22 protein-coding genes are annotated in these 19,026 nt (G+C 70.6%); 8 read left to right on the forward strand and 14 right to left on the reverse strand.

Annotation, left to right across the window (positions count from 1 at the left end):
• The first annotated feature begins 7 nt into the window (after positions 1-7).
• Together ACWEVS_RS19915 and ACWEVS_RS19920 are read left to right on the forward strand one after the other, a co-directional pair.
• Positions 8-757, forward strand: coding sequence for an ABC transporter ATP-binding protein (locus ACWEVS_RS19915; RefSeq protein ID WP_452552705.1), 750 nt, complete (start codon positions 8-10; stop codon positions 755-757).
• A complete protein-coding gene (locus tag ACWEVS_RS19920; protein WP_452552707.1) occupies positions 754-3,201 on the forward strand; it encodes an ABC transporter permease in 2,448 nt (815 codons plus the stop codon). Before ACWEVS_RS19915 ends, ACWEVS_RS19920 begins: the two co-directional genes overlap by 4 nt.
• 73 nt (positions 3,202-3,274) lie before the next feature.
• Here the strand turns inward: ACWEVS_RS19920 and ACWEVS_RS19925 are convergent, their stop codons facing one another.
• A complete protein-coding gene (locus tag ACWEVS_RS19925) occupies positions 3,275-3,538 on the reverse strand; it encodes a hypothetical protein (RefSeq protein ID WP_354917428.1) in 264 nt (87 codons plus the stop codon).
• On the reverse strand, positions 3,535-4,269 hold the full coding sequence (locus ACWEVS_RS19930) for a toxin glutamine deamidase domain-containing protein (protein ID WP_452552709.1): 735 nt from the start codon (positions 4,267-4,269) through the stop codon (positions 3,535-3,537). The genes ACWEVS_RS19925 and ACWEVS_RS19930 overlap by 4 nt, the downstream gene beginning before the upstream one ends.
• Before the next feature lie 256 nt (positions 4,270-4,525).
• Here ACWEVS_RS19930 and ACWEVS_RS19935 point away from each other — a divergent pair, with 256 nt between their 5' ends.
• The gene (locus ACWEVS_RS19935; protein WP_452552711.1) at positions 4,526-5,254 is read left to right on the forward strand and encodes an AAA family ATPase; all 729 of its coding nucleotides are present in this window, start codon (positions 4,526-4,528) and stop codon (positions 5,252-5,254) included.
• A 315-nt stretch (positions 5,255-5,569) separates the two neighbouring features.
• On the opposite strand, the gene ACWEVS_RS19940 is transcribed toward ACWEVS_RS19935, so the two are convergent.
• Positions 5,570-6,607 (reverse strand): molybdopterin-dependent oxidoreductase, encoded by a 1,038-nt coding sequence (locus tag ACWEVS_RS19940; RefSeq protein ID WP_452552713.1) that lies wholly within the window; start codon positions 6,605-6,607, stop codon positions 5,570-5,572.
• Between the two features lie 110 nt (positions 6,608-6,717).
• Here ACWEVS_RS19940 and ACWEVS_RS19945 point away from each other — a divergent pair, with 110 nt between their 5' ends.
• On the forward strand, positions 6,718-7,053 hold the full coding sequence (locus ACWEVS_RS19945) for a hypothetical protein (protein WP_452552715.1): 336 nt from the start codon (positions 6,718-6,720) through the stop codon (positions 7,051-7,053).
• Positions 7,050-7,232 (forward strand): hypothetical protein, encoded by a 183-nt coding sequence (locus tag ACWEVS_RS19950; RefSeq protein WP_452552716.1) that lies wholly within the window; start codon positions 7,050-7,052, stop codon positions 7,230-7,232. The genes ACWEVS_RS19945 and ACWEVS_RS19950 overlap by 4 nt, the downstream gene beginning before the upstream one ends.
• A 622-nt stretch (positions 7,233-7,854) precedes the next feature.
• Here ACWEVS_RS19950 and rdgB read toward each other — a convergent pair.
• The 5 genes from rdgB to ACWEVS_RS19975 all read right to left on the reverse strand — a co-directional run bounded on the left by rdgB (position 7,855) and on the right by ACWEVS_RS19975 (position 11,636).
• Complete coding sequence (gene rdgB / locus ACWEVS_RS19955; protein ID WP_354917416.1) at positions 7,855-8,442, reverse strand: RdgB/HAM1 family non-canonical purine NTP pyrophosphatase; 588 nt, start codon at positions 8,440-8,442, stop codon at positions 7,855-7,857.
• The gene (gene rph, locus ACWEVS_RS19960) at positions 8,439-9,158 is read right to left on the reverse strand and encodes a ribonuclease PH (RefSeq protein ID WP_354917413.1); all 720 of its coding nucleotides are present in this window, start codon (positions 9,156-9,158) and stop codon (positions 8,439-8,441) included. Before rph ends, rdgB begins: the two co-directional genes overlap by 4 nt.
• 40 nt (positions 9,159-9,198) lie before the next feature.
• Positions 9,199-9,951 (reverse strand): MBL fold metallo-hydrolase, encoded by a 753-nt coding sequence (locus tag ACWEVS_RS19965; RefSeq protein ID WP_452552719.1) that lies wholly within the window; start codon positions 9,949-9,951, stop codon positions 9,199-9,201.
• A complete protein-coding gene (gene murI / locus ACWEVS_RS19970) occupies positions 9,948-10,772 on the reverse strand; it encodes a glutamate racemase (protein ID WP_354917408.1) in 825 nt (274 codons plus the stop codon). Before murI ends, ACWEVS_RS19965 begins: the two co-directional genes overlap by 4 nt.
• A 72-nt stretch (positions 10,773-10,844) precedes the next feature.
• Complete coding sequence (locus tag ACWEVS_RS19975; RefSeq protein ID WP_452552721.1) at positions 10,845-11,636, reverse strand: thioesterase family protein; 792 nt, start codon at positions 11,634-11,636, stop codon at positions 10,845-10,847.
• A 109-nt stretch (positions 11,637-11,745) separates the two neighbouring features.
• Here ACWEVS_RS19975 and ACWEVS_RS19980 point away from each other — a divergent pair, with 109 nt between their 5' ends.
• Both ACWEVS_RS19980 and ACWEVS_RS19985 read left to right on the forward strand, forming a co-directional pair.
• Complete coding sequence (locus ACWEVS_RS19980) at positions 11,746-12,063, forward strand: hypothetical protein (protein ID WP_449926515.1); 318 nt, start codon at positions 11,746-11,748, stop codon at positions 12,061-12,063.
• A 101-nt stretch (positions 12,064-12,164) separates the two neighbouring features.
• Positions 12,165-14,039 carry a DUF3352 domain-containing protein gene (locus ACWEVS_RS19985; RefSeq protein ID WP_452552840.1) on the forward strand — a complete coding sequence of 625 codons (1,875 nt, stop codon included), beginning with the start codon at positions 12,165-12,167 and terminating at the stop codon, positions 14,037-14,039.
• 90 nt (positions 14,040-14,129) lie between these two features.
• Here the strand turns inward: ACWEVS_RS19985 and ACWEVS_RS19990 are convergent, their stop codons facing one another.
• A complete protein-coding gene (locus ACWEVS_RS19990; protein WP_452552723.1) occupies positions 14,130-14,810 on the reverse strand; it encodes an SDR family oxidoreductase in 681 nt (226 codons plus the stop codon).
• Positions 14,811-15,075: 265 nt separating this feature from the next.
• On the opposite strand from ACWEVS_RS19990, the gene ACWEVS_RS19995 reads away from it, so the two are divergent.
• The gene (locus ACWEVS_RS19995; RefSeq protein WP_452552725.1) at positions 15,076-15,603 is read left to right on the forward strand and encodes a GNAT family N-acetyltransferase; all 528 of its coding nucleotides are present in this window, start codon (positions 15,076-15,078) and stop codon (positions 15,601-15,603) included.
• A 127-nt stretch (positions 15,604-15,730) separates the two neighbouring features.
• Here ACWEVS_RS19995 and ACWEVS_RS20000 read toward each other — a convergent pair whose 3' ends face one another.
• The 5 genes from ACWEVS_RS20000 to clpS all read right to left on the reverse strand — a co-directional run bounded on the left by ACWEVS_RS20000 (position 15,731) and on the right by clpS (position 19,011).
• Positions 15,731-16,678 carry a PLP-dependent cysteine synthase family protein gene (locus ACWEVS_RS20000; RefSeq protein WP_452416947.1) on the reverse strand — a complete coding sequence of 316 codons (948 nt, stop codon included), beginning with the start codon at positions 16,676-16,678 and terminating at the stop codon, positions 15,731-15,733.
• 500 nt (positions 16,679-17,178) lie between these two features.
• On the reverse strand, positions 17,179-17,457 hold the full coding sequence (locus ACWEVS_RS20005) for a MoaD/ThiS family protein (RefSeq protein WP_449926527.1): 279 nt from the start codon (positions 17,455-17,457) through the stop codon (positions 17,179-17,181).
• 196 nt (positions 17,458-17,653) lie between these two features.
• Positions 17,654-18,058, reverse strand: a complete 405-nt coding sequence (locus tag ACWEVS_RS20010) for a M67 family metallopeptidase (RefSeq protein ID WP_354917387.1) — start codon at positions 18,056-18,058, stop codon at positions 17,654-17,656.
• 124 nt (positions 18,059-18,182) lie between these two features.
• The gene (locus ACWEVS_RS20015) at positions 18,183-18,707 is read right to left on the reverse strand and encodes a DUF2017 domain-containing protein (RefSeq protein ID WP_452552727.1); all 525 of its coding nucleotides are present in this window, start codon (positions 18,705-18,707) and stop codon (positions 18,183-18,185) included.
• Between the two features lie 10 nt (positions 18,708-18,717).
• Positions 18,718-19,011: an ATP-dependent Clp protease adapter ClpS gene (gene clpS, locus ACWEVS_RS20020; protein ID WP_354917382.1), complete on the reverse strand. Its 294-nt coding sequence runs from the start codon at positions 19,009-19,011 to the stop codon at positions 18,718-18,720.
• Between the last annotated feature and the right edge of the window lie 15 nt (positions 19,012-19,026).

Here is a 19,026-nt window from a genome sequence, read left to right on the forward strand (position 1 = left end):
CTTGTGCGTGACAGCGACACAGATATCTCTTCGGCCCGCCGTGGTGGCCACCGGACTGACCAAGACCTACGGGGAGGGCGACACGCGGGTCCACGCGCTGCGCGGCGTGGACGTCTCCTTCGCCACCGGCGCCTTCACCGCGATCATGGGCCCGTCGGGCTCGGGCAAGTCAACGTTGATGCACTGCCTGGCCGGGCTCGACACGGTCACCGCCGGCCACGTCCACATCGGTGACGTCGAGCTGACCGGGCTCGGCGACAAGCAGCTCACCCTGCTGCGCAGGGACCGGATCGGCTTCATCTTCCAGGCGTTCAACCTGCTGCCGACCCTGACCGCCGAGGAGAACATCCGGCTGCCGCTGGAGATCGCCGGACGCCAGGCCGACACCGTGCTGTTCGACCGGGTCATCGAGACCGTCGGCCTGAAGGACAGGCTCGGCCACCGGCCGACCGAGCTGTCCGGCGGCCAGCAGCAGCGCGTCGCCGTCGCGAGGGCACTGATCAGCAAACCGCAGGTGATCTTCGCCGACGAGCCGACGGGCAACCTCGACTCGCGCAGCGGCGCCGAGGTGCTGTCGTTCCTGCGCACCAGTGTCCGCGAGCTCAACCAGACCATCGTGATGGTCACCCACGACCCCGTCGCCGCCTCCTACGCCGACCGTGTCGTCTTCCTGCGCGACGGCCGGCTGGTCAGCGAACTGGCCGAGCCCACGCCCCAGTCGGTTCTCGACACGCTGATGAGGCTGGAAGCCAAGTGATCAAGACGACCCTCGCAAGCCTGCGGGCGCACAGGCTGCGCCTGCTGCTCACCTCGCTGGCGATCACCCTGGGCGTGGGCTTCATCGCGGGCACGTTCGTTCTCACCGACACCATCGAGGCCGGGTTCGCGCAGAAGGTGACGTCGGACGCCGAGAAGGTGGCGGTCGCCGTCCTGCCGAAGCCGGAGAAGTCGCTCCCCGGGCCGCTCCTCGACCGGCTGCGCGACCTGGACGGCGTGACCGACGCCCAGGGCCAGGTGCGCGGCAACGCCCCGCTGCTGGGCAGGAACGGCAAGACGATCGGGGATCTGCCGACCACCGCGATCTCGGTCACCGACCGGACCACGATCACGGACGGCACCGCCCCCGCTGGTGCCGACCAGGCGGTCGTCGACGAGAACACCGCGCGCAAGCAGGGGTTCAAGGTCGGCGACACGGTCACGGCGCTCGACCGCAAGGGCGCCAAGCAGTCCTTCAAGCTCGTCGGCCTGTTCGACGTCGGCCTGGACCAGGAGCTCGGCTACACCGGCGCGATCGGCTTCACCACCGAGACCGCCCAGCGCATGACGGGCGAGAAGGGCTTTCGCGAGATCGACCTGACCGGTGACGACCCCGCCGCGCTCAAGAAGGCCGTCACGGCGGCCGTCGGCCAGGACTACGAGGTCGCGACCGGCTACGAGCTGGCCGCGGCGATGGCGAAGCGCAACGGCGTGCAGATCGAGTTCATCAAGCTCGGCCTGCTGATCTTCGGACTGATCGCGATGATGGTGGCCGCTCTGGTCATCTACAACACCTTCAACATCCTGGTCGCGCAGCGGACGCGGGAGATGGCGCTGCTGCGCTGCATCGGCGCGACGCGCGGCCAGGTGTTCGGCTCGGTGCTGCTGGAGTCGGTGGCGGTCGGCCTGGTCTCCTCCGTGCTCGGCCTGGCCGTCGGCTACGGCCTGGGCGCGGGCGCGATGGCCGTGCTGCGCAGTTTGGACGCGCCGCTGCCCACCGGGCTCGGCCCGTCGCTGGCCCCCATGACGATCGGCATCGGGCTCGCGGTGGGCCTCGTGGTGACCGTGGGCGCGGCCCTGCTGCCGGCCCGCTCGGCCACCGGCGTCGCGCCGATCGCGGCGCTGCGCAGCCAGAGCGAGGAGCAGACCTTCCGCGCGGGCGTGGTCCGCGTGGTCGTCGCGGCGCTCCTCCTGCTGGCGGGGGCGGGCGCGACCGGCGCCGCGGTGTTCATGGCGCCTGGACAGCAGGTCTCGCTGTTCGTCGCGATGGGCGGCTGCTCGCTGATCTTCCTGGGGGTCCTCGTCCTGGGTCCCGTGCTGGTCAGACCGCTGAGCAGGCTGGTCGGCCAGATACCCAAGGTGCTCTTCGGCGTGCCGGGACGGCTGGCCGTCGACAACTCGGGCCGCAACCCCAAGCGGGCGGCCACCACCACGATCGCGCTGACCATCGGCGTGACGCTGATGACGGTCATCTCGGTGATGACCGCCTCGACCAGGGTGACGATGGCGGCCAAGCTAGACTCGCAGTTCCCCGCCGACTACCTGGTCTCCACCCAGGAGCGCGAGGCGGCGATCCCCCGCTCGGTCGCCGAGACGCTGCGGGCCAGGCCCGAGTTCGACTCCGTCCTGCAGATCCGCGACACGACCGCGAAGGTGGGCAAGAACGACAGCGTGGTCGGCACGTTCGCGGGCCCCGCCAAGCTGCAGCCGCTCGGCCCCGGCGAGGTCGCCCTCTCCGGGAGTCTCGCCAAGGAGTGGGGGCTCAGGAAGGGCTCTCCCCTCCAGCTCACCACCGAACGCGAGGGCACGGTGACGCTCAAGGTCGGCCAGTTGATCGACGACGAGAGCCTGCTGCCCGCCGTCACCCTCGCCGCGGACTCCTACGACCAGTACTTCGGCAAGAGCGCCGACTCCAAGCTCTACCTCAAGATCAAGGACGGCGTCGATCCCGACCGGACGCGCGACCTGGTCGAGGCGGCCACCGCCGACTATCCCACCGTGCAGGTGATCAGCTCGACCGACGTGCGCGGGGAGTACGACGACGCGCTCGACATGACGCTGATGATCGTCACGGGACTGCTCGGGCTGGCGATCCTCATCTCGCTGCTCGGCATCGCCAACACGCTGTCGCTGTCGGTCCACGAACGCACCCGCGAGTCGGCGCTGCTGCGGGCGCTCGGCCTGACCAGACCGCAGCTGCGCCGGATGCTGTCGGTCGAGGCACTGGTGCTCGGCCTGATCGGGGCGCTGGTCGGGGTGACGCTCGGCATCGCCTTCGGCTGGGCGGCCGTCAGGACCATGCTGGAGGGCGCGACACTGTCGGTGCCGTTCGGGCAGATCGCGCTGTTCGTGGCGCTGTCGGGGCTGGCGGGCGTGCTCGCGGCCGTGCTGCCGGCGCGCAAGGCGGCCCGCGCGTCGATCGTGTCGTCGCTGGCCAGCGGCTGACACCCCGCCGGCGGCGGCCCCGGCCCACCGGCGGGTACGGCCGGCGGTGGCCGCCGGCCGCCGGCGCCGGGGGTCAGCGCGGGTGGCGGCCCGGCCACTGCTCGGCGACCGTCTCGGGATCGAGCAACGGCCTGATCGCCACCTCGCCGGTGCGCCTGTCGATCACGATGCACCCGCCGCCGACCGTCTCGGGCAGCACCGACGGGTCGTCGGGCTCGGACGCCTTGACCCACACCACATAGCCCTCGCCGAAGGCGTAGAGGCCCAGCTCCAGCGGCTCGGACCGGCCGCCGTTGAAGTACTCCTCCGCCACCGCGCGCGCCTGGTCCAGGTTCACCCCTGCTCACCCCGCCGGTCGACGATCGCGCAGAACACGCCGGTCACCGTCTCGTAGGGCGGCTCGACCGCCATGTGCCCGCGCTGCGCGTCGATCCAGATCACCTCGCCGTCGGCGTTGACGGCGTTCCACGCGTGGGAGCCGCCGCCGGGCCAGCGCACCACGATGACCGCCGATGCGCCGTGACCCGCCTCCGCCAGCCGCCCGGCGATCACCGGGTAGGCCGGTCTGCCCTCGCCCACGAACTCCAGCCGCTGCCCCATCCAGCGTTCGATCCTGGCCGTGCCGCCCGACTCGCCCATGAGCAGGGGGCGGCCCACCGTGTCGTACTCGGGCTGCCTCGGCGCCGCGACCACCGGCTCGCCGTGCCAGCTGGACACCACCGCGAGCGCGCAGTCGGCCGCGTTACCCGCCCTGAACGGGTCCTCCGCGGCGCCCATGCCGTTGACCAGCCGCACCCACGTGCCGCGCGGGTCGGCGAACCTGGTGCCCGGCGGCAGCGCGTGCGCCAGGTCGGACTCGGCCTGCGGGTCGGCGCGGGCCAGCCCGCCCGGCACGCCGTACGGCCGGCACTCGGCCAGCCGCGGCGGGCGGTGCGGCAGGTCGAACCAGTCGGGATCCTGCGCGACGGGCTCCGGCACGTCGGCGGCCGCCCGCTCGTAGTCGCGCCACCGGACCCCGTCGGCGATCAGCGGGTCGTAGCGGCCCTCGGGAAGGCTCTCGCGAAACATCTCGCCGCCTCCTTCCGTCATCGACGACTGATCGTAGGGGGAGGATCGCTCACCGTCACGAGGTTCCGCCGATTTGGCTGGAGACCGACTGAACACGTGGACGGCGAGCACTCCGCAATCCCGCGATGATCCGGCGCGGTTGTCGGCCGCCGCGCATATCCTCGATCGGTCGGCCCGATGCGGCGACTGTCCGAGGCTCGTCGGCCCGGTGCGTGCCCACGCCGCTCGACTGATCAAGGCACAGGAGGGCGCTGGAGTGTTGCTGACCCGGCTGACAGCCCGCCGCCTGCCTTCGGGCTGGCCCGCGACACTGGCTCCGGTCCGCTACCTGGCCGAGCATGGTCTGACGCTTACGGCGCCCGTCACCTTCCTGGTCGGGGAGAACGGCTCGGGTAAGTCCACGATCGTCGAAGCCATCGCTGATGCGTGCGGCATCAACTCCGAAGGCGGCAAGGCCGGCACGAAGTACGCCAGCACGGGCCCGGCCACTCCCTTGGGTGAGGTTCTCGATGCCGAGCTGACCACTCTGGGATGGCGTCTGCTGCACGGCCCCCGGCTCAAGCGGCGGGCGTTCTTCTTCAGGGCGGAAACCCTCTTCAACCTCGGGCGCAACGTCTCCGGCAGATACGGGTTCTGGGAAGAGGACCTGACCGAGCAATCCCACGGCGAGGGGTTCTTCACCGTGCTCGAACGCATGGTGTCGGGACCGGGGCTGTACCTGATGGACGAACCCGAGGCCGCTCTGTCGTTCCACTCATGCGTGCGACTGGTCGGGCTCATGCACCGAGTAGCCCAAGACGGCGGCCAGATCATCTGCGCCACTCATTCACCGATCCTCGCGAGCCTGCCCGGAGCGCAGATCACCGAACTCGGTGACCACGGCATCGTCACCGCCACCTGGGAGAAACTCGACGTGGTGGACCACTGGCGACGCTTCTTGGCCAAGCCGGACTTCTACCTCCGCTATGCCTTGGAGCCGGATTAGCACGAGCTCCCATGGCGGCGACCCGGTAGTCGATCTTGCCGTGTCTCGGAAGCCATACGGTGTCCGGGGGTTGCGGGCGGCCTGGCCGCTCCCGGCCGGGCAACATCGATCATGCGGCGACCGGAACCGGCCAGCCAACCCCCCTCACAGGAACGACCAGAACCGGCCAGCCGACCCCTCACATGACCCGGTCAGCCAACCCCCCTCACAGGAACGACCAGAACCGGCCAGCCAACCCCTAGCGTGACCCGGTCAGCCGACCCCTCACAGGAACGACCAAAGCCGGTCAGCCGACCCATCGGACAACAGGGTCGGTCAGTCGACCCGGACCGAGATGGTGTGCCAGCCGGTCGCCCCGTCGGGCGCCACCGGCGCCTGCCGTCCGGTCTGGGCACGGCCCGCGGCGTCTGTCGCCCGCACCTCGATCGTGTGGCCGCCCGCCGTCGCGTCCCAGTCCAGGGCCCACTGCCGCCAGGTGTCCGGCCCCGGCACCTCAGCCAGCCTGGCCCGCTGCCAGGCGCCTCCGTCGATCCGCACCTCCACGGCCGCGACGCCGGTGTGCTGCGCCCACGCCACCCCCGCGATCGTCGTACGGCCGCGCCTCAGCCTCGCGCCGGACTTGGGCACGTCGATCCGCGACTGGGTCTTGATCGGCGCCTTGGCCGCCCACCCGCGCGGCGTCCAGTACGCCTCGTCGACGTCGAACCGTGTCACCTTGATGTCGACCACCCACTTGGTGGCCGACACGTACCCGTAGAGCCCCGGCACCACCTGCCTGACCGGGAAGCCGTGGTCGACGGGCAGCACCTCCCCGTTCATCGCGACGGCGAACAGCGCGTCCCTGCCGTCCAGCACGACGTCCACCGGCGTGCCACAGGTGAACCCGTCCGCCGACGTGGACAGCAGCATGTCGGCGTCGCGCTGGATGCCCGCCGCGCGCAGGACGTCCGCCATCCGCACTCCCAGCCACCGGGCGTTGCCCACGTACTGCCCGCCGACCTCGTTGGACACGCAGGTCAGCGTGATGTCGGCCTCGGTCAGCGGTCGCCTGAGCAGGTCGTCGAACGTGAGCTCGATCGGCCGGTCCACCATGCCGTGGATGCGCAGCGTCCAGGTGTTCGGGTTCACCTGGGGGACGATGATGGCGGTGTCGACACGGTAGAAGTCCCTGTTCGGCGTGACGAACGGCGACAGCCCGCCGATCCGGAAGTCGGCCCCGCGGGGCAGCGGCCCGGCGGGCGTGGCGGGCCTCGGCAGCGCCACTCCGACCCTGGCCGTGTCACCCACCCGGCGGCCGGACAGCACCTGCCCCGCCATCGCGGCCGCCCCCGCGACGGCGATCCCACCAGCCACGCCGAGCACGAACCGCCGCCGGTCAAGGGCGGGTAGCGGCGGCTCTCCTGCCCGACTGGCCGCAGAAGAGCTGGGGATCGAAGAAGACGCCGGCGCAAGAGAAGAGGCGGGTGTCGAGGCAGATCCGGGGGCCAGGGAAGACCCCAATCCAGGAGACGAACCAGGAGCCGAGGAAGACCTCGGTGCCGGAGCAGACTCCGGGATCGGAGAAGACGTCGGTGTGGCAGACGACCCTGGCGCCGAAGAAGATTTCGGGATCGCTGAAGATCCGGGTGCCGGAGGAGATTCCGGGATCGGAGAAGACGCTGGTGCCGCGGGATACTCGGCTGCCGAAGGGGAGGCCGGTGGAGAAGAGGCCGGTGGAGAAGAGGCCGGTGGAGAAGAGGCCGGTGGAGAAGAGGCCGGTGGAGAAGAGGCCGGTGGAGAAGAGGCCGGTGGCCGAGTGAAGGTGGAGGGTGCCGGTCCGGCCGGAAGGGGCTGCACGGCGTGCCGGAACAGCAGCGTCAACGCCCACGACCCCGCCAGCGCCCCCACCACCGTCGCGAGCCCGTCGGCGGCGCCCGCGCCCGGCCTGGTGAGCACCGCCAGCAGCCCCACCACCCCGAACACCGCGAAACCCGCCTGACCGAGGCCCACACCCCGCCGTGACAGCACCCCGAGCGCGGCGGCGACGAGCGCGAGCACGACCACCACCCCGGCCACGAGGACCGTCTTGTCGCTCTCCCCGAACGTCGCGATCGCCCACTCCTTGGCGGGCGCGGGCGCCAGGTCCACCAACGCGTCGCCCACCGCGACGACGGGGAACGAACCCGGCCCCACCAGCGCCGCGACCAGGTACCCGACGCCCAGCGCCACCGCTCCGGCGACCAGCCCGACGACCGCTGCCGCCCACGCGGGCACGGCCTTGCCACTCTCCACGCTCTCCACGGGAAAACGCTACGCCCGCCCCGGAGCGGGAGATCTTACGTACCGGTGACGAAACCAGGCGACGTCACGGCGGGTGCGTGTCGCCGCTGGAGTGGCGTGACGGACGGGCGGTCAGCGGTGACCGCGGTGGCCTTGACCCGGCTTGCCGTACGGGAAGGATGGCCGCGCGGCGCACGCTCGCCGCAAGGGGCAGCACCCGGCGCGCCGTACAGGAAGGACCCCCGGCGCGGCCACGGCTCACCGCGAAGTGCGGACTCGGAGCGCCGCAAAAGCGCGGCGCACGGCGCGCCGTACGGGAAGGATGGCCGGCGCGGGCGGGGTCAGGAGAGTACGGCGGCGACGATCGGGGCGAGGGCGCGGAAGGCGCGGCCGCGGTGGCTGATCGCGTCCTTCTCGGCCGGGTCCATCTGCGCGGTCGTGCGCGACTCCCCGTCCGGCACGAAGATCGGGTCGTAGCCGAAGCCGTTGCTCCCCCGCCGTTCCCTCAGCAGCCGTCCCGTCAGCTCGCCCTCGACGACTCGTTCCTCGCCGGACGGCAGCGCCAGCGCGGCCGCGCACACGAAACGGCCGGTGCGCCGCGCGTCGGGCACGTCGGACACCTGGGCGAGCAGCAGGTCGAGGTTGGCGTCGTCGTCGCCGTGCTTGCCCGACCAGCGTGCCGAGAACACGCCGGGCATGCCGTTGAGGGCGTCGACGCACAGCCCCGAGTCGTCGGCGACGGCGGGCAGGCCGGAGCCCTGGGCGACGGCGTGCGCCTTGAGCAGGGCGTTCTCGGCGAACGTCAGGCCCGTCTCGGCCACCTCGCCGATCTCGGGGAACTCCTCGAGGCCCACGACCTCGAACCCGTCGAGGATCCGGCGCAGCTCGACGATCTTGCCGGTGTTGCGGGTCGCCAGCACGATTCTCATCGGCCCAGTGCCTCCTGCTGGTGCAGCGTCAGTTCTTCACAGCCCGTGGCGGCGAGGTCGAGCAGCTGGTCGAGCGCCCGCCGGTCGAACGGCGCGCCCTCCGCGGTGCCCTGGACCTCGACGAACGCCCCGGAGCCTGTCATCACGACGTTCATGTCGGTCTCGGCGGCGACGTCCTCGACGTAGCAGAGGTCGAGCATCGGCGTGGACTTCACCACGCCGACCGACACCGCCGCCACCGAGTCGACGAGCGGGTCGCCGGGGCACATCTTCCTCTCGCGCATCCACGCCACCGCGTCGGCCAGCGCGACGTAGGCGCCGGTGATCGCGGCGGTGCGGGTGCCGCCGTCGGCCTGCAGGACGTCGCAGTCGAGCAGGACGGAGTTCTCGCCGAGCGCCTTGTAGTCGACGCACGCGCGCAGCGAGCGGCCGATCAGCCGGGAGATCTCGTGGGTGCGCCCGCCGATCTTGCCCTTCACCGACTCGCGGTCGTTGCGGGTGTTGGTGGCCCGCGGCAGCATCGCGTACTCGGCGGTCACCCAGCCCTGCCCGCTGCCCCTGCGCCAGCGCGGCACGCTGTCCTGGACGGAGGCGGCGCACAGCACGCGCGTGTTGCCGAATTCCACCAGCACGGAACCTTCGGCGTGCGCGAGCCACCCCCTGGTGATCTTCACCGGGCGAAGCTGGTCAGGGGCACGTCCATCCTGTCGAGACATGCAGATCACCCTATCCCCGTGTAAGAACGCCCTTGACCGTTCAGGTCAGGTCGTAGACGGCGCCGCTGCGGGCCAGCTCGATCGGCCCGCCGAAGCCGCCGTGCGCGGCCTCCTCGAGCACGGTGGCGCTGTCGTTCCATGGAACCAGGTGGGTCAGGACGAGCCTTCCCGCCTTCGCCTTGGCCGCGTGCTCGGCCGCCTGGCGCCCCGTCATGTGCAGGTCGGGCGTGAGGCCGGGGCGTTCGACGAAGGACGCCTCGCACAGCAGCAGGTCGGCGCCGTCGGCCAGCTTCACCAGTTCGGCGCACTCGCCGGTGTCGCCGGAGTAGGCCAGCGTCCTGCCCGCGTGCGCGACGCGGAAGCCGTAGGCCTCGACGGGGTGGTTGACCAGGCCCGCCGTGACTTCGAAGGGGCCGATCGCGAACCGTCCCGGCGCCAGCGGCCTGAACTCGAAGGCGGTCTCCAGGCCCGGCTCCTCCGGCATGCCGTAGGCGGCGGCGAGCCTTCGGGGCGCGTCGCGCGGCGCGTAGACCGGGATGCGCGGGTGCGGCGCGCCCGGCCCGTAGGTGCGGACCACGTGGTAGCCGCAGATGTCCAGGCAGTGGTCGGCGTGCAGGTGCGACAGGCAGATGGCGTCGATGTCGTAGAGGCCGATGTGGCGCTGGAGCGGGCCCAGGGAGCCGCTGCCGAAGTCGAGCAGCAGGCGGAAGCCCTCGGCCTCGACCAGGTAGCAGGACGCTGGGCTGTCGGGTCCGGGAAAGCTCCCCGAGCATCCGACGATCGTCACCTTCATGCGGACCTCCCGTTCGAGGTGGTGCTACCCCCGACAGCGGCCAGCTCGACCGCCTGGATCTCGGGCCCGAGGAAGCGTCTGCCCAGTTCGGCGAAGAGCGCGGAGTCGCCGGTCACGCGGAAGCGGTGCTGGGGGGAGGTGGCACCGTTGGCGAGACCGCGGTCGTGGAGGATCCGGTAGACGTCCTTGGCCGTCTCCTCCGCGCTGGAGACGAGCGTGACGTCGTCGCCCGCGACGTAGGAGATCGCGCCGGTCAGCAGCGGGTAGTGGGTGCAGCCCAGGATGAGGGTGTCGCACCCCGCCTCCTGGACGGGTGCCAGGTAGCCGCGGACGACCTCGATGAGCTCGTCGCTCATCGTCTCGCCGCGTTCCACGTACTCGACCAGGCGCGGGGCGGCCACGCTGGTGAGGGTGACGTCGGGGGCGGCGGCGAAGGCGTCCTGGTAGGCCATCGACCCGATCGTCGCGGTCGTCGCGATCACGCCGACCTTGCCGTTGCGGGTGGCCTTGACGGCACGCCTGGTGGCCGGCTGGATCACCTCGACCACGGGAACGTCGTAGCGCTCACGCGCGTCGCGCAGCACGGCGGCGCTGGCGCTGTTGCAGGCGATGACGAGCATCTTGACGTCGTTCTCGACGAGGTGGTCCATCACCTCCAGCGCGTAGCCGCGTAGTTCGGCGATCTTTTTCGGCCCGTACGGCTGGCGGGCCGTGTCGGCCACGTAGGTGATGGACTCGTGGGGCAGCTGATCGATGATCGCCCTGGCGACGGTCAGGCCGCCTACCCCGCTGTCGAAGATTCCAATGCTCGCGTCCGGCACGTTTCAGAGGGTAGGCGACCTGCGGGATCACCACAGCGTAAGAATCCTCACAAGGGCGCCCGGCGGGTCGCGTCAGCCGCGGCCCACCCGGGCCAGCTGGCGTGACTGCGCCACCAGCCGTCCGGCCGAGTCCCACACCTCGACCTCCTCGTCGAACCACCCGTCGGCGACGAGCCGTCCGCTGCCCAGCAGGGTGAGCCAGCCGGGAGCGGGCAGCGCGCGCAGGTGCCAGGTGAGGTCGACGGTCGGCGCCCAGCCTCGCTGCCCGGCCGAGAACACCACGGGCGGCAGCGCGTCCACGGCCAGCGCGAGCACGAAGGGGTCGGGGTCCTGCGGCTCGGCCATCCTGAAGTAGGCGCGCGCCTCGGGACGCCCTGTGGGCCGGCCGTGCAGCCATCCGATCGTGGGCGGGTCGAAGCGCATCTCCAGCTGCGCGTTCAACGTCATCCCCGACTCGGGCTTCGGATCGGGCAGCTTGCCACATTCCGCGATGTCCGGCATCCCAATTACCGACTTATCCGCGTATATCGGCTCGGCGTCGGTCAAGGTGGCCGTCGTCACCAGTGATTCCAGCTGCGCGACGTCGTCCTGGACCAACCTCACCCGCGCGAACGCCGCCGTCCCTCCTGCTTTCAGCGGCTCCACCACCACCTTGGCGGGCCCGGGACGCGGCGCGCGCAGGAACTGCACGGCCGTACTGACCGGGTGCGCGTGCGGCGAGGCGTCCACCGCGGCCCGCAGGAGCACCGCCATCAGGTATCCGCCGTTGAGCGGGCCGCCGATGGAGTAGCCGGGATCGAGGCACACGTCGTAGACGCCCTCGTCGATCCTGATCGCCTGCGTCGCCTCGTCGAACTTGGTCATACCTTCTCCCGAACTAAGTTCTAGTGGCTCCATACTCTACGACATTCCGATCACAGCGCGCCTACCTGCGAAAACGCCCTCTCGATGGAAGAGTTGGATCATGGTGGGTTTGACAGCACTCATGGGCCAGTCCGTCTGGGACGCCCGGGGCGTGTGGGTCGGCTACGTGGTCGACGTCCGCGTGGTCAGGAACAGGGACGAGTCCATGCACAGCCATACCGTGATGGGGCTCGTGGTCTCCGCGCATCGCGCTCCCGTCATGCTCGGGCTGACCAGGGACCGGGAGGGCAGTCTCGGCTGGCTGTCGGAGCTGCTGGCCCGCGTCGTCTACGCGGGTTGCACGTTCGTGCCCTGGGACGCCGTCGACTCCAGCGACACCGGCGAAGTACACCTCACGGCGCTGCGCAAGGAACTGAGCAGGGTCTAGGCTTCGCGGCAAATCTTCCGGTTTCAGTACTTTGCAACCAGCTCTCTAGTCACATGCACTAACTTCTCTGTGGTCAATAAGTCCACATTGTGAGTTGAGTGATGTCGGCGAATACTCCCCCTGGCGGCCAGGATCCGGACCGGACCACGGCCTACCGATGGAACGAAGGACAACCGCAGGGCGGCCAGCCGTACCCGCAGCAGCCCTACCCGCCCCAGCAGCCCTACCAGCAGCAGCAGCAGCCGTACCAGCAGCAGCCCCAGCAGCCCCAGCAACCGCAGTACGGCCAGGGACAGCAGGGCTACGGGCAGCCCGGCTACGGCCAGCAGGGTCCTGGACAGCAGGGCTATGGACAGCAGGGCTACGGCCAGCAGCAGCCGGGTTATGGCCAGCAGCAGCAGCCGTACCAGCAGACGCAGCAGTTCTCCTACGGCGAGCAGGCCCCGCAGGAGTCGGCGGGATGGCAGCAGCAGGGCCCTGAAGGGTGGGGTCCGCCGCAGCCGCAGCCGGGCAAGAAGGGTGGCAGGGGCTGGCTGATCGCGGGCATCGCGGCCCTTCTGGTCGTGCTCGTCGGCGGTGGCGGCGTCTGGGCCGCCGCCTCCTTCCTCGGCGGTGGCGGCACGCAGCCGCACGAGGTGCTTCCCGGCGGCGCGATGGCCTATGTCCGCATCGACCTCGACCCGGCCGCCAACCAGAAGATCGCGCTGTTCAACCTGGCCAGGAAGTTCACCGTCACCAAGGACACGTTCACCGGTGACGACCCGCGGAAGGCGCTGTTCGAGGCGATCAAGTCCGACAGCGACGACCTGAAGGACGTCGACTTCGCCAAGGACGTGGACCCGTGGCTCGGCAGCAGGCTCGGCCTCGCCGTCCTCCCGCCGCCCGCCAAGGACGAGGATCCCGGCATCGCCTTCGCCGTCCAGGTCAAGGACGCGGAAGCGGCCAAGGCCGGCATCGCCAAGCTGATGGGTGACGAGAAGTACGGCATCGCCTTCCGCGAGGACTACGCGATCCTCAGCGAGGACCAGGCGGCGGCCGACAAGTACGCCGCGGCTCCCACGCTCGCCGAGAGCGACGACTTCAGCTCCGACCTCGACGCGCTCGGCGAGCCCGGCGTGCTGTCGACGTGGATGAGCTTCGGGAAGATGGTCGAGTTCGCCCAGGCGGACATGGCCGGGCTGCCCGAGCAGTCGAAGCAGATGCTGGAGAAGATGAAGAACGCCCGGTTCGCCGCGGCCCTGCGCTTCGACTCCGCCTACGCCGAGTTCGCCGGCATCGTCCGCGGCGCCGAGGCGATGGCGATCGGCGACCCGCAGGCCGCCGACCTGTCCACGCTGCCCGCCTCCACCGTGGGCGCGCTGTCCATCTCCGGCTTGGACGAGGCGATCACCAAGCAGTGGGGCGAGCTGCAGACGAGCCTGGCCGCGACCGAGGAGGGCGCCGGCTTCCAGCAGTTCGTGGACATGGCCCAGCAGAAGTACGGCCTGGCGCTGCCCGCCGACCTGGCGACGCTGCTCGGCAAGAACCTGACCGTCGCGCTCGACGGCGACGGCCTGGCCAACCTCGACCAGGGCGGCATGCCCAAGGCAGGCGTCAAGATCGTCACTGACCCGGCCAAGGCGCAGGAGGTCATCGGGAAGATCGAGAAGGCCTTCACCGACCAGGGCCAGCCCGCGCCGCAGATCGCCAAGGTCCCCGGCGACGGCACGTTCACCCTCGCGACCACGCCCGAGTACGCGAAGCTGCTGTCGGAGGACGGCGCGCTGGGCGACAGCGAGAACTTCAAGAACGCGATCCCCGACGCCTCCAGCGCGACCTTCGCCCTGTTCGTCGACGTGGACAAGATCGAGCCGCTGTACCTGAACAGCCTCTCCGGCGACGACCAGGCCAACGCCAAGGTCCTCAGCGCGGTGGGCTTCAGCGGCAAGCAGAGCGGCGGCGAGGCCGACTTCTCGCTCCGCGTCCTGTTCAACTGAGCCGACGATCGAAAGGGCCGCGCCCCGGGGGCTCCCGGGGCGCGGCCCTTCTCGTTCCATCCGTCCGCGGCGGCCCCACGTGGCGCCCGGTCACCAGGGCAGCGGCCGGCCGTCCCTGAAGAAGCCTCCCGTCGGGCCGTCGTCGGGCAGCGTGGCCGCCCAGACGATGCCCGCCGCGCCCGCCACGACCGGACGACCACCGGGCCCGCCCATGTCGGTGGCCACCCACCCCGGGCAGATCGCGTTGACCAGGATCCCCTCGGGCCGCAACTCACCGGCAAGCATCCTGGTGAGGCCGTTGAGCGCGACCTTCGAGGCGGTGTAGGCGGGGGTGCCGCCGCCCATGCCGGCCAGCGACCCCGCCTCGCTGGAGACGTTCACGATCCGGGGATGCCTGCTCCTGCGCAGCAGCGGCAGCAGGACCTGGACCAGCCGCCACGGGCCGTACAGGTTGGTCTCGGCCGCCTCCCTGACGACGTCCAGGTCGGCGTCGACGGCTCGCTGCCACGTGTCGTAGGTGATGGCGGCGTTGTTGATGAGCGCGTCCAGGCGGCCGAACCGGTCGGCGATCTCAGCCGCCACCCGCTCGGTGTCCTCCTGCGAGGTGACGTCGAGCCGCAGCGGATGCGCCGCGGGCCCCAACCGGCTCGCCGCGGCGGTGGCCGCCTCCAGGGAACGGGCGGTGAGCAGGACGGTGTGCCCCAGGTCGGCGAGCTGCCTGCCGACCTCCAGCCCGATCCCGCGATTCCCGCCGGTCACCAGTGCGATCACGACATCGCCTCCACTCCTGCCGATGCTACATCTGCGAAGGAGAGGCGACTCCGGCCGGAGACCGTACCGGCACGCTCTGACCGCCGTCCCCCGACCTGCGGTGACGCACCGGCGCCGAGCGGCGCCGGGTGCCGTGGTCGCGACGTCTCCGCCCGGCGGGCGCGCGTCCTCGCATGACCGATGTCTCGGAAAATGCGTTGCGCGCCGGCCGACCGGCTCGATAGGTGTGTGGCCGCCGAACCCCTAGGGAGGGAGACACATCCCCATGCTGACCGGAGAGCGCGTACGCCTGCGAGCCCTGGAGCCTGCCGACAGCGAACTCATGTGGCGCTGGTACCACGACCCGGAGGTCGGCCGCTGGATGGACGGCTCGCCGCCCATCTCGCTCGCGCAGAGCGAGGAGAAGGGCGAGAACCGGCCGCGCAACACCTTCGAGGAGATGTTGCTGGGCATCGAGACGCTCGCCGAGGAGAAGCTGATCGGGTACCTGGCGCTCGGCGACACCGACTTCGTGCACGGCGAGGCCACCCTGCAGAGCATCGCGATCGGCGACCGCGACCACTGGGGCGGCGGCCACGCCACCGACGCGCTGCGGGTGATCTGCCGGTACGCCTTCGAGGAGATCGGCCTGCACCGCATCATGCTCTGGGTCGTCGCCGACAACGCCGCCGCCGTCCACGTGTACAAGAAGGTGGGCTTCGTCGAGGAGGGCAGGCGCAGGCAGGCCTTCCGCAGCAGGGGCAGGCGTCACGACTTCCTCATGATGGGACTGCTGGAGTCCGAGCTGCGCTAGACACCCAGGGTCTGCGACCAGTACGAAGCTGTCCTGCCCCCTCGCCACCGCCGAGCCCAGCGGGGCTTGGCGGAGTGACCCGGTGCCGTGAGGGCACCGCGGCCAGGGCCGAGCCCCCTGGCCGGGATCAGGCCCAGAGCTGGCCTTCGAGCCTGCTCTCCGCCTCGTCGAGGGTTCCCTCGTAGGCACCGGTCGACAGGTACTTCCACCCGCCGTCGGCCACCACGAACACGATGTCGGCCCGCGTCCCCGCCTTGACCGCCTTGGCCGCCATCCCCAGCGCCGCGTGCAGGGCCGCGCCGGTCGAGACCCCGGCGAAGATGCCCTCCGAGGCCAGCAGTTCCCTGGTACGGCGCAGCGCGTCACCGGAGCCGACGGAGAACCGCGTGGTGAGCACCGACTCGTCGTACAGCTCGGGGATGAAGCCCTCGTCGACGTTGCGCAGGCCGTACACGAGCTCGCCGTAGCGCGGCTCGGCGGCCACGATCTGGATGCCGGGCACGTGCTCGCGCAGGTAGCGGCCGACGCCCATGAGCGTGCCCGTGGTGCCGAGTCCCGCGACGAAGTGCGTCACGGTGGGCAGGTCCTCGAGGATCTCGGGGCCCGTCGACTCGTAGTGGGAGCGCCAGTTGGCCGGGTTGCCGTACTGGTAGAGCATGATCCACGAGGGGTTCTCGGCAGCGAGCTGCTTGGCTCTCCTGACCGCCTCGTTGGAGCCGCCCGCCGCGGGTGAGGAGATGATCTCCGCTCCCCACATCCGGAGGAGCTGGCGGCGCTCCTCGGAGGTGTTCTCGGGCATGACGCAGATCAGCCTGTAGCCCTTCAGCTTGGCCGACATGGCCAGCGAGATGCCGGTGTTGCCGCTGGTGGGCTCCAGGATCGTGCAGCCGGGGGTGAGCAGGCCGTCCTTCTCCGCCTGCTCGATCATCCACAGGGCCGGACGGTCCTTGATCGAGCCCGTGGGGTTGCGATCCTCCAGCTTGGCCCAGATCCGGACGTCGTCGGAAGGCGAGAGCCTGGGCAGGCCCACGAGCGGCGTGCGACCGACGGAGTCGATCAGGGAGTCAAAGCGCATGGTGTACGGCTTCCGCTTCGGCGTTCACAGGGATCTGGATGTGACATGACGAATCGTGCCACGAGGCTTCCGGCGTCCGCCCGCCGGGCGGCGACCCGGCCGTCGTCCGGGACCGCACGGACCGCACCGACCAACCAGGATCGGACGGCCGGCCCGCACCGATCTGACGTGGCCGGAAGGCTCGGTGGCCGGCGGCACCGATCTGACGGGGTCGGACGGCTCGGCGGCCGGGCCGGCTCGGGAGACTGATCGGTGTGCCGGCTCGGGAGCGGGCGGCACGGCCTGACGGCCTGTCCCGGCCGCCGCCCGAGCGCTCCCCCGGAGGGAACGGGCCTCAGCAGGGTGCGCCGTTCCCTCAGGTGTGCCTACCGGTCGTTCCACCGGGTCGGCCGGGCGGAGCCCTCCGGCCCGGATCGGGAGGGACGGAGCCGGTTCGGCCCGGACCAGGCCGGACGAGACCGTTCGGCGCGAGCGAGAGGCGACCGGGGTGGCGCGGAGGGTTAGCGCGAGCCGCCCGCGACGGCCGGGAGCACGGTCACGGTGTCGCCGTCCGAGACGGGCGTCTCGAGCCCGCCGAGGAAGCGGACGTCCTCGTCGTTCAGGTACACGTTCACGAAACGGCGCAGCGCGCCCTGGTCGACCAGGCGCTCCTTGATGCCCGGGTGCCGGGCCTCCAGGTTGCTGATCAGCTCGTCGAGTGTGGCGCCCTCGGCGTCGACGGCCTTGGCGCCGTCGGTGTAGTTGCGCAGGATGGTCGGGATGCGAACCTCGATGGCCATCGCGGGTCAGTCTCCTCGTTCAAGTCGTCGTCCACCGGGCAAACACCGGTGCGGGATCTGGGATTCCGTGAAACCGCCGGTCAGCGACAGTCGTAGACGACGACGGACGGAGTGTGCGCGAAGAGGAAGCTCTGCACAGGCCGGACCGTCATGGACAGCAGTGTACCCACGGCGCGGATCGCCACGGTTCGCCGTCTCACGTGATGGTCACCTCTTCCTCGGTGATCACCCCGTCGACGATGCGGTAGGAGCGGAGCTCGGGCTGGTCGCCGAGTTCCTCCCTGGTCGAGACGAGGACGTAGTGCGCGTTCGGCTCGGAGGCGTAGGACACGTCGGTGCGCGAGGGATAGGCCTCGGTGGAGGTGTGGGAGTGGTAGATCACGACGGGCTCCTCGTCGCGGTCGTCCATCTCCCGCCACACCTTCAGCTGCTCGATCGAGTCGAAGCGGTAGAAGGTGGGTGAGCGCTCGGCGTTCTCCATCGGGACGAACCGCTCAGGAACGCCGTCACGACCGGCGATCACCCCGCACGCCTCGTCGGGGTGATCGGCACGGGCGTGCGCAATGATCTTGTCGACAAGATCCTGCGAGATCGTCAGCATGCTGCAGAGATTACCCGGGCCGTCACGAGCCGCTCGACCCCGGAGGGGCGCTCCGGCGCGCGGTCCCGCCTGACGGGAAACAAGGGAGACGGGGTCAGCAGGAAGGCGGGAAGGCGGACGGGAGTCACCAGAGCGCGCGGACGAGGGTGTCCTGGAGGTAGGTCAGCCAGTCGTAGGTCACGAATGCCGGGTACCGGGGATCGTCCTCCGACATCGCGGCGATCTCCTCGTGCACCTCCTCCGTCACCTCCAGCCGCGTGCCCAGCGCCAGCCGTAGGTCGTTGAGGGAGCGCAGCCACGCCTGCGCCTGCTCGGCCGTGAGCTCCGTGCGCCCGGGGCGGGCGGTGTCGAGCATGGTCTGCGCGTCGGCCCGCTTGCCCTCCCGCAACGTCGCCTCGGTGTAGCGGCGGAACTCCCCCGCCGCGGCGTCGTCGGCGTACGCCGAGGGGAACAGCCGGGCCAGCACCGGATCGGTGGACTTCTCGGCCGCGCCGATGCCCAGCGCGCGCTCCAGCGGGTCGTCGCCGGTCTCACCGGGCGTGACCAGGCCGAGCACCTGCGTCACCATCGAGCGCAGGATCGAGACCTCGGCGGCCTCGAACTGCGCGATGACGCCGCCACCGTGGCGGGATCTGAAACCCGAACTCACCCGCACCACCTCACGAGAGCGAGTCCGACTGGAGTGTCGCCCACAGGCCGTAGGAGTGAAGAATCTGCACATCGCGTTCCATCTCTTCACGCGTGCCACTCGACACGACGGCCTTGCCCTTGTGGTGGACGTCCATCATGAGCTTCTCGGCCTTCGTCTTGGAGTAGCCGAACACGGTCTGGAACACGTAGGTCACATAGGACATCAGGTTGACCGGGTCGTTCCAGACGATCGTGACCCATGGCAGATCGGGCCGGACGTCCGTTGAAGGACGCTCGACGGCGATTGGAGCGGTGCTACCCACATCCCCGAGTCTGCC

The sequence above is a fragment of the Nonomuraea sp. NPDC003754 genome (assembly GCF_053605785.1).